The organism is Arthrobacter sp. AFG7.2, assembly GCF_002892835.1.
In the GTDB taxonomy this organism is placed as follows: domain Bacteria; phylum Actinomycetota; class Actinomycetes; order Actinomycetales; family Micrococcaceae; genus Arthrobacter.
The window spans coordinates 295335-308113 of the sequence record NZ_PJMB01000004.1 but is presented as its reverse complement, the minus strand read 5'-3'; the positions used below and the strand labels follow the sequence as shown (position 1 = coordinate 308113).

General features: G+C 65.3%; 12 protein-coding genes. 7 read left to right on the top strand and 5 right to left on the bottom strand.

The window, feature by feature from the left end; translation table 11 throughout:
- The first annotated feature begins 24 nt into the window (after window positions 1–24).
- Together purB and CXX84_RS09825 are read left to right on the top strand one after the other, a co-directional pair.
- The gene (gene purB, locus CXX84_RS09830) at window positions 25–1467 is read left to right on the top strand and encodes an adenylosuccinate lyase (protein WP_102976513.1); all 1443 of its coding nucleotides are present in this window, start codon (window positions 25–27) and stop codon (window positions 1465–1467) included.
- Window positions 1468–1591: 124 nt separating this feature from the next.
- Window positions 1592–2269: a histidine phosphatase family protein gene (locus CXX84_RS09825; RefSeq protein WP_102976512.1), complete on the top strand. Its 678-nt coding sequence runs from the start codon at window positions 1592–1594 to the stop codon at window positions 2267–2269.
- Here the strand turns inward: CXX84_RS09825 and CXX84_RS09820 are convergent.
- On the bottom strand, window positions 2266–3189 hold the full coding sequence (locus CXX84_RS09820; protein WP_102976511.1) for a serine/threonine-protein kinase: 924 nt from the start codon (window positions 3187–3189) through the stop codon (window positions 2266–2268). The genes CXX84_RS09825 and CXX84_RS09820 overlap by 4 nt on opposite strands.
- A 399-nt stretch (window positions 3190–3588) precedes the next feature.
- Complete coding sequence (locus CXX84_RS09810; RefSeq protein WP_102976510.1) at window positions 3589–4098, bottom strand: MarR family winged helix-turn-helix transcriptional regulator; 510 nt, start codon at window positions 4096–4098, stop codon at window positions 3589–3591.
- Between the two features lie 155 nt (window positions 4099–4253).
- Here CXX84_RS09810 and CXX84_RS09805 point away from each other — a divergent pair, with 155 nt between their 5' ends.
- The 4 genes from CXX84_RS09805 (at window position 4254) to CXX84_RS09790 (ending at window position 8979) form a co-directional block, all read left to right on the top strand.
- The gene (locus tag CXX84_RS09805) at window positions 4254–4757 is read left to right on the top strand and encodes a GNAT family N-acetyltransferase (RefSeq protein WP_102976509.1); all 504 of its coding nucleotides are present in this window, start codon (window positions 4254–4256) and stop codon (window positions 4755–4757) included.
- A 205-nt stretch (window positions 4758–4962) separates the two neighbouring features.
- Entirely contained in the window at window positions 4963–6039 is a 1077-nt protein-coding gene (locus CXX84_RS09800) for an extracellular solute-binding protein (RefSeq protein WP_102976508.1), read from the top strand.
- A gap of 55 nt (window positions 6040–6094) precedes the next feature.
- Window positions 6095–7162: an ABC transporter ATP-binding protein gene (locus CXX84_RS09795; protein WP_102976507.1), complete on the top strand. Its 1068-nt coding sequence runs from the start codon at window positions 6095–6097 to the stop codon at window positions 7160–7162.
- Window positions 7159–8979 carry an ABC transporter permease gene (locus CXX84_RS09790; RefSeq protein ID WP_102976506.1) on the top strand — a complete coding sequence of 607 codons (1821 nt, stop codon included), beginning with the start codon at window positions 7159–7161 and terminating at the stop codon, window positions 8977–8979. The genes CXX84_RS09795 and CXX84_RS09790 overlap by 4 nt, the downstream gene beginning before the upstream one ends.
- Here the strand turns inward: CXX84_RS09790 and CXX84_RS09785 are convergent, their stop codons facing one another.
- A complete protein-coding gene (locus tag CXX84_RS09785; RefSeq protein ID WP_102976505.1) occupies window positions 8980–10035 on the bottom strand; it encodes an FAD-dependent monooxygenase in 1056 nt (351 codons plus the stop codon).
- A gap of 55 nt (window positions 10036–10090) precedes the next feature.
- On the opposite strand from CXX84_RS09785, the gene CXX84_RS09780 reads away from it, so the two are divergent.
- Complete coding sequence (locus tag CXX84_RS09780; RefSeq protein ID WP_102976504.1) at window positions 10091–10630, top strand: TetR/AcrR family transcriptional regulator; 540 nt, start codon at window positions 10091–10093, stop codon at window positions 10628–10630.
- 75 nt (window positions 10631–10705) lie between these two features.
- Here CXX84_RS09780 and CXX84_RS09775 read toward each other — a convergent pair whose 3' ends face one another.
- Together CXX84_RS09775 and CXX84_RS09770 are read right to left on the bottom strand one after the other, a co-directional pair.
- Window positions 10706–11893 (bottom strand): 4-hydroxybenzoate 3-monooxygenase, encoded by a 1188-nt coding sequence (locus tag CXX84_RS09775; protein ID WP_102976503.1) that lies wholly within the window; start codon window positions 11891–11893, stop codon window positions 10706–10708.
- Between the two features lie 120 nt (window positions 11894–12013).
- Window positions 12014–12757, bottom strand: a complete 744-nt coding sequence (locus CXX84_RS09770) for an IclR family transcriptional regulator (RefSeq protein ID WP_102976626.1) — start codon at window positions 12755–12757, stop codon at window positions 12014–12016.
- Between the last annotated feature and the right edge of the window lie 22 nt (window positions 12758–12779).

Below are 12779 nucleotides of genomic sequence, written 5' to 3'. Positions count from 1 at the left end.
GGGAGTTCGTGAAAGAATCAGCACATGCCTGAAACTGCCGCCACAGCTGATACCCGTACGCCCTCAGGACGCCTGGCCCTCGCCGCGTCTACCGAAAAAATTGCGCTCGGCCCGCTGGACGGCCGTTACCAGGCAGCCGTCGCTCCCTTGGTGGACTACCTCTCCGAGGCTGCGCTGAACCGGGACCGCGTCGCGGTGGAAGTTGAATGGCTGATCCACCTGACCACCAACAATGTCCTTCCCGGCGCCGGACCTCTGACCGCCGCACAGCAGGACCAGCTCCGGGCCATCGTCACCGAATTCGACGCCGGTTCCGTGGCCGAGCTCGCGGACATCGAAGCTGTCACCGTCCACGACGTCAAGGCGGTGGAGTACTACATCGGTCGCCGCCTGCCCGCAGTCGGGATCGAAAACCTCACGGCAATGGTGCATTTCGGCTGCACGTCCGAGGACATCAACAACCTCTCCTATGCACTGGGAATCAAGGGTGCCGTGGAGGACGTCTGGCTTCCGGCAGCGCGCGCCCTGGTGGCCCAGATCAGCACGATGGCCGAAGCCAACCGTGCCGTCCCCATGCTGTCCCGCACCCACGGCCAGCCCGCCACACCCACCACGCTGGGCAAGGAACTGGCCGTCATCGCGCACCGGCTCACCCGCCAGTTGGACCGGATTGCCAGGACCGAGTACCTGGGCAAGATCAACGGCGCCACGGGCACCTACGCCGCCCACGTTGCTTCCGTTCCCGGCGCCGACTGGCAGGAGGTGTCCAGATCCTTCGTGGAGGCGCTGGGGCTCACCTGGAATCCGCTGACCACGCAGATCGAAAGCCACGACTGGCAGGCAGAACTCTACGCCGACGTCGCGCGCTTCAACCGCATCCTTCACAACGTCTGCACGGACATCTGGAGCTACATCTCCATCGGCTACTTCGCACAGATCCCGGTAGCGGGAGCCACCGGGTCTTCCACCATGCCGCACAAGGTAAACCCGATCCGCTTCGAAAATGCCGAGGCCAACCTGGAAATTTCCAACGGGCTGCTGGACACCCTGGGCTCCACCCTGGTGACATCCCGCTGGCAGCGGGACCTCACCGACTCCTCAAGCCAGCGGAACATCGGCGTGGCGTTCGGCCACTCGCTGCTTGCAATCTCCAACGTCGCCAAAGGCCTGGAGCGCCTCGACGTGGCCGAGGACGTCCTTGCCCGGGATCTGGACACCAACTGGGAAGTGCTGGGTGAGGCCATCCAGATGGTCATGCGTGCCGAGGCAATTGCGGGCGTGGAAGGCATGGAGAACCCTTACGAGCGGCTCAAGGATCTCACGCGAGGCCAGCGGGTGGACGCCGCCCGCATGCAGGAATTCGTGCAAGGCCTCGGACTGTCCGCCGACGCCGAGGCCAGGCTTCTCGCCCTGACGCCGGGCAGGTACACGGGCATCGCCGAGCAGTTGGTGGACCACCTTAAGTAGTTCCAGCCGGGCATGGCGGCCGGTTGCGGCTGCACTACATCACGACGACGGTGCCGGGCTCGTTGGAGCCCGGCACCGTTTGTTGCGGGCCACCCGGGCTTGCCGGGGGTGCGAAACTGGAAGCATGAAGTTGCTGCTCATCCGTCACGGACAGACTCCCGGTAACGTTCTCGGCCAATTGGACACGGACCACCCGGGGCCCGGCCTGACCGAATTGGGCGAGCGGCAGGCCGAAGCCATGGCGCGTTCGCTGGCCAACGAGCCCATCGGCGCCCTGTACGCGTCCACCCTGATCAGGACCCAGATCACCGCCGCGCCGCTGGGCAAGGTTCACAGCCTGGAGGTTGAGGTCCTGGACGGGCTGCATGAAATCGAAGCGGGCGCCCTGGAGAAACTGACGGACGAGGAATCCCACAAGCGCTACATGGGAACGGTATTTTCCTGGGCAGCCGGCGACCTGGACCGGCGGATGCCTGCCGGTCCGGACGGCCATAGCTTCTTTGACCGGTTCGACGGGGCCATCCAGCAGGTTGTGGACCGGGCGCTGGGACAGCAGCATGAGGCGGCGGCTGTTGTAAGCCACGGCGCAGCGATCCGTACGTGGGCGGGACGCCGGGCAAAGGACGCCGACCATGACTTCGCCGCACGGCACGTCCTGGCGAATACCGGCATTGTGGCGCTGGAGGGCGATCCGGACCGGGGATGGCGGCTCATCCACTGGGATGGAAGCCCGGTGGGCGGACTTGCCCTTGCTGATCCAACCGCCGAGGACCCGACCGGCCGGGACGTAGCCGGGGCTTAGGCCAGCTGCCGGATCCGGCGGGCGGGAAAAACCGCCATTCTGCGGCAGGGGCTGTTGATGTCCTCGGCTGGTGCGGGGACGAGCCGCCCGGCCATGACCGCTGCGTCCGCCGCCGTCGGCCGTTCTGCGCTGTCCATGGCAGTGAGGGACCGGAGGAATGAACTCCACCCGGGCCCCAGGCAGTCCGGCACCTCGGGACTGCGCAGGGTGCGGGCCACAAGCGACTCGATGGCCGTCCCGGGAAAGGCCCTGGCTCCTGTAAGGAGTTCCAGCAGGACCAGGCCCATTGCATAGACGTCCCAGGCATAACACGTGGGGCCGCCTGAGGCCTGTTCCGGGCTCATGTAGTGCACGGTTCCGGAGGAGACCCCTGGTTCCGGGGCTGCACCGGCGGCCGCCACGATACCGAAATCAATAATGCGCACCGGGCTCCGCCGCAACCCGCTCAGCATCAGGTTGGCCGGCTTGATATCGCGGTGGACCAGCCCCTGTTCGTGAAGGTGGGCAAGGGCTTCGAAGAGTCCCCGGGCCCACCCCGCGACGATGCCGGCCCGGTACCGGCTGCGCCGGGCAGCGTCCGAAAGGCTCAGGCCGAGGGCCAGCTCCTCTACAAGGAACGGGCGGCCGGCGAGGGGCATGCCTGCAGGGACCACGCCCTGACCGAAAAATCTGACAATCGACGGATGCTGCAGGCCTGCCAGAACGGCGGCTTCAGTGTCGATTCTCTCGAAATGCTTCCGGGAATCACCCACCGCTACTTTCACGGCCACATCGGGTCCACCCTGAAGGTCACTGGCACGGTAAACCTGGGCCAGGGAGCCGCGGCCCAACAGGTCCTTTAGCTGGTAGCGGCCGGCCACCAGAGGCCTGCCAGCGGGGAGACTGGGCCCCTGAACAGTTGCTGCGGCAGGGCCGCTCATGCGGCGAATGCCGTGAAATGCGGAGTTTCCGGGGCGGGAGATTGGTCCTGAAAGTGGGCGTAGGGAGAACGGATCCATGCGTCCAGCTGGAAACCGCAGCCGCATCGCCACACCGGCGGAAGCTCGACCGGCCCGCTTTCCTCAGGCTCGAACGTGTATCCCACGCCTGACGGTCCCACCGCCGGCGTCACCAGGTCCATGGCGGACCCACAGTGGACGGCAGCACCCGCTGTACCCGCCGGTTGGCCCGGACCATTGAAGGACGGGCCGTGGGCAAGGCGGCTCTTGGGTAGAAGCTCGGTAAAGGTAACGGACATGCTCACGACTCCGGCTGTGAAAACGATTACGGGGTTGATCGTAAGCATACATATTACTAGTCGATCTAGCTAGCTAGCCTAGTTACTTTTTTTCGTCCTGATGGGACTGCTGGAGCGCCTCCCTCATCCGCTCGAGGAATTCCACCACCACCCGGGCCTCGTCAGCCGTGAGGCTTTCGGCAACAGCCATCATTTGGCGGTGCATGGCCCCGAGGGTTACCCGAACCTCCCTGTCCGACTCGACAGTGGGAACGACGATCACCGACCGCCTGTCGGTGGGGTGGGCTTCGCGGCGGACGTGCCCGCTGGCCACCAGCCTGTCAATGAGGGAAGTGGTTGAAGCACTGGTTATCCCAAGAAAATGGCTGATGTCCTTGGGGACGACTGACTTGCCGGATGCCTGGCCGCGCAGCAGGAAGCGCAGCGCGAGGATGTCAGTTTCACCCATGCCCATGGAGTCGCGGGTGGACCGCCGCACGGCCGTTTCGGCGGCACGATAATCCCGGAGAGACTTTAATACCGCCGCACTGTAGTCCAGCTGACCGTCCGGACCATACCAATAGCCGGAGCCTTCATTACCCGTAGAGCGCATGAAATCATATTAGACCAGCTAATAACTAGACGGCCAAGTAAGTTGTTGCCGCTCGCGTGCTGGGCGTTATTCCGGCCATAACCAGCAGGAAACACCAGCGTAACGGCCAAGTCCTAGCCTAGGTTTGCATATCCCTTCGGCGAATCGAGGCAGACATGCAGACCAACCCGCGCTTGAACATCCGGCAGGTCCCGTGGTCCAACCCTGTCGGTGCCGACTTGCGGCGAGCCCAGCAGTCCGAACTCGATGCCCGTTTTGGCACCCCCGACCATGAACCCGGCCCGCCGCCGTCGAGCGCTGACTGTGCCGTGTTCCTCGTCGCCTACGACAAAGGCTCGGGCCAGCCCGTGGGCTGCGGCGGCCTCCGGATCATCGACGCCACTACGGCGGAGATCAAGCGGCTGTACGTCCTCCCCTACACCCGCGGCTCAGGCGTGGCCAGTTCGATACTGGCGGCCCTGGAGGCAGAGGCCTTCAGGCTCGGATACACGCGCGTCAAGGCGGAAGCAGGGTCGGCCCAGCCTGACGGCAGGAACTTCTACGAGAACTCGGGCTTCGAGGCAGTTCCGAACTTCGGTCCGTACGTCGGCGTCGCTCACTCCTACTGCTACGCGAAGACCATCAACGCACGCAGCGCTGCCCAGACCGCCATGGCCTAGGCAGGCACCGCCTGAAGTACATGACCCACCACAGCTGACGTTCACCGCCCGTTCACCCGCACGCCCCCGACCGTTCCTGGGACTGGACCACACTGACCAGCCGGGCTGTTTATCGAATCGATAGCAGAACAGCCGTGAATTACGCATGCCCGGCGATAGGCTTGCCGGACATGCTCCGATTCCTGTCCAGAAATGAGTCCAGATCGTGCGTACATTGAAAACTTTGGCTGCCGCCGCCGTCGCCGTCACCCTTCTTGCCGGATGCGGCGGAGGGTCCACTCCTCCGGCCGCTTCGGGCGAGGCCTCTTCAGCTCCGGCAGGCGGCTCCGGGGACACCCTGGTTGTCTACACCAACTCCAACGGTGAAGGCCGCGGAGAATGGTGGACAGCCAAGGCCGCCGAGGCCGGCTTCACAATCGAAATCGTGGGTGCGGGCGGCGCGGATGCCACCAACAAGCTGATCGCCGAGAAGAACAACCCCATTGCCGACGTCGCTTTCGGCCTCAACAACATGTACTTCTCGCAGGTCCAGGCCGAGGATGCGCTGGAGCCGTACGAGCCCGCGTGGGCAGGCCAGGTGGACAAGGAACTGGGCGACGGCGAAACCTACTGGCCCCTGGTCAAGCAGGCCATCCTGCTGGGCTACAACTCAGACAAAATCTCCAAGGACTCCGCTCCGCAGGACTGGACCGACCTGTGGACCAAGGACGAGTTCAAGGACCGCTACGAGCGGGTGACCGGACTGGGTACCGCCACGGCGCAGCTGGTGTTCGCCGGAATCCTCAGCCGGTACCAAGATGACTCCGGAGATCTGGGCGTCTCGGACGAAGGCTGGCAGCAGGTGGAGCAGTACTTCCAGAACGGCAGCCCCGCTGTTGCCAAAACCGACCTCTTTGCGCGGATTGCTTCCGGCGAAGTGGACATGGGCCAGATGCCGTCCTCGATCATCGCCGAACGCGAAAAGTCCTTCAAGGTGAACGTGGAGACCGTGATTCCGTCCGTGGGCGTTCCGCTGGCCGTCGAACAGATCGCCTTGGTGAAGGGCACCGAAAAGAAGGAGCAGGCACAGAAGTTCATTGACTGGTTCGGCAGCGCCGAGGTCCAGGGCGCGTTTGCCAAGCAGTTCAACTCGATGCCCGTCAACAAGGACGCCGCAGCACAGGCCAATCCCGAGGTGGTGGACTTCTTCGCGGATCTCAAGCAGCAGGACATTGACTGGGATTTTGTCCAGGAGAACATGGGCGCGTGGGTGGAGAAGATCGAGCTTGAGTACATGACGTAACCCTGCCCGCTGCCGTCCCGTCCACCGCTTGTTCGCTTCATCAGACAGGTTTGCCATGATCCGCTTGGACAACATCGAAGTTTCCTTTGGTGATTTCACCGCCGTCCCGAACCTAGACCTGGACGTGCGCCCGGGAGAGTTCTTCACCCTCCTGGGGCCGTCCGGCTGCGGGAAAACGACGGCGTTGCGCACCCTGGCGGGCTTCATCCAGCCGTCCAAAGGTACGGTGCGGGTTGATGGCAAGGACGTCACCCGGCTGCCCAGCGACAAGAGGCAGGTGGGCATGGTGTTCCAGAACTACGCCCTCTTCCCCAGCATGAGCGTGTGGGAAAACATCGCCTTCGGCCTCCGGGTCCGGAAGGAGAAACCGGCGGACAGCGACCACCTGGTCAGGGACATCGCCCGCAGGGTGGAACTCAGCGATGAGCAGCTGTCCAAAAACGTGGCAGAGCTGTCCGGCGGGCAGCAACAGCGCGTGGCGGTGGCCCGGGCGCTGGTGCTGCGGCCCAAAATCCTCCTGCTGGACGAGCCGTTGTCCAACCTGGATGCCAAGCTGCGCCATCAGCTCCGGCAGCAGCTCAAGGACCTGCAGAGCGAATTCGGAATCACCACCGTGTATGTCACCCATGACCAGGATGAGGCCCTGGCTATGAGCGACCGCGTTGCCGTCTTCAACAAGGGGGTGGTGGAGCAGGTAGGGACACCCCAGGAGATCTATGACCGGTCAGCCACCGAGTTCGTGTGCAACTTCATCGGCGACAGCTCACAATTGACGCCGGAATTCGTGGCGGAGTTGAACCGGCTGTCCGGGGCGGGGCTGGACACGGACGCCAAGTCCTACCTCCGGGTGGAAAAAGCCTCCCTGACGCCTGCCCCGGAGGGAGGGCCCGCCGTCGGACTTCCCTGCACGGTGGTGTCCCGCACCTATCACGGCCTGCACAGCCGCTACGTTGTGCGCAGCCACGGTGCCCACCTGCGCCTCCTGGTAAAGGAAGACGGCGGCACCCACCACGAGCCGGGCACGGAAACCACAGTCTACGTCCAGCCTGCGCACGTCCTGCAGTACCACCCCGATACGGGGGCGGCCCTTCAGCAGCGGGACCAGGCAGCAGTCCTGCCATGAGCGGCACCGGAGTCCGGGGGATGGTCCGCTCCCCCTTCGTCCTGATCGTTGGGGCCGTCCTGACCTGGTTCATAGCGGCATTCCTGGTCTGGCCCAACATCAACGTTTTGATCGCGACCTTCTTCCCGGACGGCAGCTTCTCCGGGCGGGCGGCGGAAAAGCTGTTCTCATCGCAGCGCGCCATGAAAGCGCTGGGCAACAGCTTCCTGCTGGCCGTCGCCCTGTCCATCACGGTGAACGTGGTGGGCGTCTTCATTGTCCTGGTGACGCACTACTTCCGGATCAAAGGTTCCCGGATCCTCTTCCTCGGCTACGCCTCCACCTTTATTTACGGCGGCATTGTCCTGGCGGCCGGCTACAAGTTCATCTATGGGGACAAAGGAATCGTCACGTCGCTCATGGTGAAGGTGTTTCCCGGCATGGACCCCGGCTGGTTCTCCGGCTTCTTCGCGGTCCTGGTGGTCATGACGTTCGCCACCACCACCAACCACATGCTCTTTGTGGCCAACGCCCTTAAAGGCATTGACTACCAGACCATTGAAGCTGCCCGGAACCTGGGGGCTTCCACCTGGACCATCCTGCGGCGGATCGTGCTGCCCATGCTCAAGCCCACCCTGTTCGCCGTCACCATCCTGTCCTTCCTGACAGGACTGGGGGCCCTGAGCGCGCCGCAGGTGCTCGGCGGACGGGATTTCCAGACGATCACCCCGATGATCCTGACGTTCACCAACAGCCCCACCTCCCGTGACCTCGCGGCGCTGCTGGCCGTGATCCTGGGCCTGGCCACCATCCTGATGCTCGCCGTGATGTCCCGCCTCGAAAAGGGCGGCACCTACTTTTCGGTGTCCAAAGTTTCCTCAGCACTGCAAAAGCAGGACATCACCAGCCCGGTGGCCAACGCTGTGGTCCATGCCGTGGCGTACCTGCTGTTTGCCGTGTACACGCTGCCGGTGGTCCTGATCGTGCTGTACTCGTTTGCCGATGGTGCCGCTATCCAGACGGGCCAGCTTGCGTTCGGCAGCCTGACCCTCGAGAACTACCAACGGGTCCTGACCCAGCCGTCGGGGCTGCGGCCGTTCATCGTAAGCGTGGTGTACAGCGCGCTGGCTGCAGTGATTGCCGTGGGCGGCCTGCTGTTTGTGGCCCGGCTGCTGCAAAAGTACAAAAACTGGGTAGCCTCCGTGTTTGAATACCTGCTCCATATTCCGTGGATCCTGCCGTCGGCGCTGCTGGCTTTGGGGCTCATCATCAGCTACGACCACCCGAATCCGCTGGTGGGCGGGGCAGTCCTGACCGGCACCACCGTGATCCTGCTGATCGCCTTTGTGACAGTGAAGATCCCCTTCACGCTGCGCATGCTCAAGGCGTCCTTCGCCTCGGTTAACTCCTCGCTGGAGGAAGCCGCGGCCATCATGGGCGCAAAGACCCTCTATGTGTTCCGGAGGGTTCTCCTGCCGCTGGTGCTCCCGGCCGCCGCCGCCATCACGGCACTGAACTTCAACAGCCTGCTGGACGACTACGACACCGCAATCTTCCTGGCCCACCCCCTGGTCCAGCCCCTGGGTTTGGTCATCAAGGCGAACACGGACGGCGCAGAGGGCGTGGACGGCGTCGCCAACACGTTCGTCTATACCGTGCTCCTGATGGTCATCACCGGGGTGACCATGTACCTCGTCTACGGGCGCTCCAGCAGGGGAAAGTCGAAGAAGAAGCGGCTGCCGGCCGTTCCGCCCGCAGCCCCTGTCCCGGGTCCCGGGCTTCCCGGAGCGCCACTGGCCGGGGAAGAGGCCGCGCAGACGGCGGCTCCTGTCCGCTGACTACCCCGCAGAACCGCTGACGACGGCGGCCCGTCCGTTCCGCCGTCGTCCCAGGTTCAAGAGCCGGTCGCGGAACGGCTGGGCGCCTTCCGCAAGGGCCACCCGGCCCAGCGCCGAGGACGCCAGGCTCAGGACGCGGGTCCGCAGCCACCGCTGACGGTCATAGGCCCGCAGTGCCTGGTGTTCGGGCAGCGTGTTGAGAAGGTCAGCCAGTGCTGCGGCGTCCACCAGTGACTCGCACGCGCCACGCCCCAGGGTGGGCAGCATGGCGTGGGCGGCGTCGCCGATGAGCACGGTCCGCCCGCGGACGTAGGAGCCTGGATTCGGTACCGTCCAGAGCCGTTGGACGAGGCATGCTTCGGGAGTAGCTGCGGCCAGCGTTCGGCGGATGGCAGGCGCGTGGGCGGCGTAGCGCTCCCGGGCCTGCTCCAGCACTGACCCTGCGTCAATTCCATACGGACCCAGCCCTGACCGATAGCTGGCGTACCAGAAGGACCCTCCCCGCGCGGCAGCCATGCCGAACAGGTCGCCACGGCCCCAGTACTCGCCCACGTCGCCAGGACTGACCGGGGCAGGCAGGGTCCCGCGGAGGGCGAGGTACGGGGTGAGTCGGGCACGGGTAGCGGCGCCCCAGACCTCCCGGCGAACGGTGCTGTGCACGCCGTCAGCACCTACCACCAGGCTGCCGTCGGCGGGGAGCGACCGGACATTCGTGGTGATCCGGCGGACGGTTCCCGGGACAGCCCCGTCCAGCAACCGCAGCAGATCAACCCGCGAAATGGCGAACATTTGCCCCGCGCTGACGCTGACCCAGGGCTCTCCCTGGGCGTTCCGGACCGATCCGGTGCCGATCACCGGGCTGACCGCCCGGGCCTCTGCAAGGATTCCCAGCCGCGCCAGGGCACGCTGGGCGTTCGGCCACATCCCCAACGCGTTGCCCACGGCGGGCAGGGCGGGCCGCTTCTCGTACACCGTCACATCAAAGCGCGCCGAATCCAGGCAGGCGGCCAGCGCAAGGCCGGCGATGCCTCCGCCAATGATCGAGATGGTTTCCATGTGCGCAACTTTACTACTTTTGTAGTGGATTGGAAGGGGCAATTACACTGGCCCCATGCCTGATCGCCGGATGGAACTCATGGATGCTGCCCTGAGGCTGGTGGCGGATCAAGGAATGAAGGGCCTCACCCACCGGGCCGTGGATGCCGCGGCCCGGCTGCCCGAGGGGACCACGTCGAACTATTACCGGAGCCGGGCCGCCCTCGTGGACGCAGTGCTGGACCGCCTGCTGGAGCTGGACGCCGCGCTCCTGCAGGACCAGGGACCCGGCAGGCCGCCGCAGGACATTGAGGAGCTGGCGGACCAACTTGCCAGTTTGGTCCTGGCCCTGGCCGGGCAGCACGCCGGCCTCACGCGCGCCCGGCTTACGCTCTCGCTGGACCGGCCCGAGTCGGTGACGGCGGGGCATTTCCGGCTGGTGGGCGGCCTGGAACAGGCCCTCACCGCCCTAGGCGTTGCCGATGCGCCTGCCCGCGCCCGGGACGTCGCGGACTACGGCGACGGCGTCCTGCTCCACCTGCTTACGGTCAGGCGGGACGAACAGCCCGACCCTGCAGCCATCGCAGCAGCAGTGCGGCGGCTGCTGGCGCCCTAAGGGGCCTTTCCCCGCCGGGCACGACGGCGGCCTGCCGCCTCAGCCCGCGCCAGCGCCGCCGTCGCGCCTCCCCTGTCAGGCCCGGCCCGGCCAGCCCGTGTAGGCCTCCGCAAGGTATGCCATGCCGTGCCTGGAGGAGACGACGGAGTTCAGCTCGCCGAGCTGGCGGGCCCGGGAGAAGTCGTCTGCCTCCGTCGGGGTGTGCAGCATGGTGGTCATCCAGTAGGAGAACTGCTGCGCCTTCCATACCCGCTCGAGGGCGCGGACACTGAAGGAATCCAACAGGTGGTCCGAGCCGGAGTTGTAGTGGGTGTCCAGCCCCTCGAAGAGCATTTTGACGTCGTGGATGGCCAGGTTCAGGCCCTTGGCACCGGTAGGCGGGACCGTGTGGGCGGCGTCGCCGGCCAGGAACAGGTTGCCGTGGCGCATGGGCGTGTGGACGAAGCTGCGGAACGGCAGGACCATCTTGTCGATGACCGGCCCTTCCTTGAGCTCAAAGCCGTTGCCGTTGACCCGGCTGCGGAACTCGGCCCAGATCCGGTCGTCATCCCACTCCGCAACCTTTTCCTTGGGGTCGCACTGGAAGTACATGCGCTGGACCGTTTCGGTGCGCTGGCTGATCAGGGCAAAACCGCTGGCGGAGTTGGCGTAAATCAGCTCATTGGAGCTGCGTGGGGCCTCGGCCAGGATTCCGAACCAGGCGAACGGGTATTCGTGGAAGTACCACGTGCGGTTCGCTTCCGGGATCTGGAAGCGGCAGTGGCTGCGGGAGCCGTCTGCACCCACCAGGAAGTCGGCCTGGACTTCGAATTCAACCCCGTCGGCGTCGGTGAACCACATTTTGGGCTTGCCTTCGAGGTCGTGCACCGAGGTGTCCGTGACGCTGTAGCGGACGTCGCCGCCGTCTGTCTTCCTGCGTGCGGCGAGGTCCAGGAACACGTCGGTCTGGGGGTAGAGCCACACTGATTCGCCGACGAGATCCTTGAAGTCCACGCGGTGGCTCTCCCCGTTGAACCGCAGTTCGATGCCGTCATGCCGGTCGCCGTCGCGCAGCACCCGGTCCGAAACGCCGCTGTCCACTAGCAGGTTGACGGTGCCGTGCTCCAGGATGCCGGCGCGGACCGTTTCCGAGATTTCCTTGTGGCTCCGGACTTCGATGACGGTGGAGTCGATGCCGGCTTTGGCCAGCAGGTGGGACAGCATCAGGCCGGCCGGGCCCGCGCCCATGATGGCCACCTGGGTAGTAATGATCCTGCGGGTCATGGTGTTCTCGCTTCGTTGCGGGGCCGCAGAGACGGCCGGCGTATGGTTCTGCCATCAGTGTGCGCCGGGACCCGTGACTGGCGTTACATCAATTCCGTTGAACGGAATACGGCGGGAGGGCTAGGGGCTCTCGAGCCTTCGGGCAATGCCCCTGGCCGCCGTCTGGAGGGCGGGCACCAGGGCCTGCAGGCGCATCTCCCGCAAAGGGACAACGACCCCGAGCGATGCCACCGCCCGTTGGCGGGAGTTCAGCACGGGAACGGCGATCCCCCAGGTATCCGGGTCAACCACACCCTTGAGCTGGGCGAATCCCTGGTGGAAGGTTTCGCTGAGCAGCACCCGGACAGCGTCCGTGGCAGCTTTCCCTTCCGCGTCAGCGAACTGGTCCAGGTACTGGCTTTGAAGCAGCTTGTCCTGGTGTGCCATCAGCGCCAGTCCGGCGGACGAGGTGTGGACAGGCATCCGGCCGGCCACCCTGGCCCTGTTTGAAACGGAACCACGGCGTGACAACCGCTCCACGAACAGGGCCTCCCAGCCGTCCAGCACAGCAAGGTTGACGTTCTGGTTGAGGACCTGCTGGATATCCTCCATGAACGGCATGGCCGCCTGCCGCAGGGCAAGAGCAGGAGCGGTCCGGTTCACCAGCTCCCAGAGCCGGAGGCCCGGACGCACCAAGCCTCCGGGAGTGGCATCCAGCAGGCCGTGGCCCGCAAGCTGCCGGACCAGCCGGTGCGTGGTGGTCAGCGGCAATCCCGAGCGCTGCGCCAGCTCGGACAGCGGGAGGGCGGTGACGTCCTCAGGGAACGCGGAAAGGAGCCGGACAATCCGGTCCACTACCGAATCACCGGAGGCAGAATTGGCCACCGTACGCACCGCTTCCGTTGAA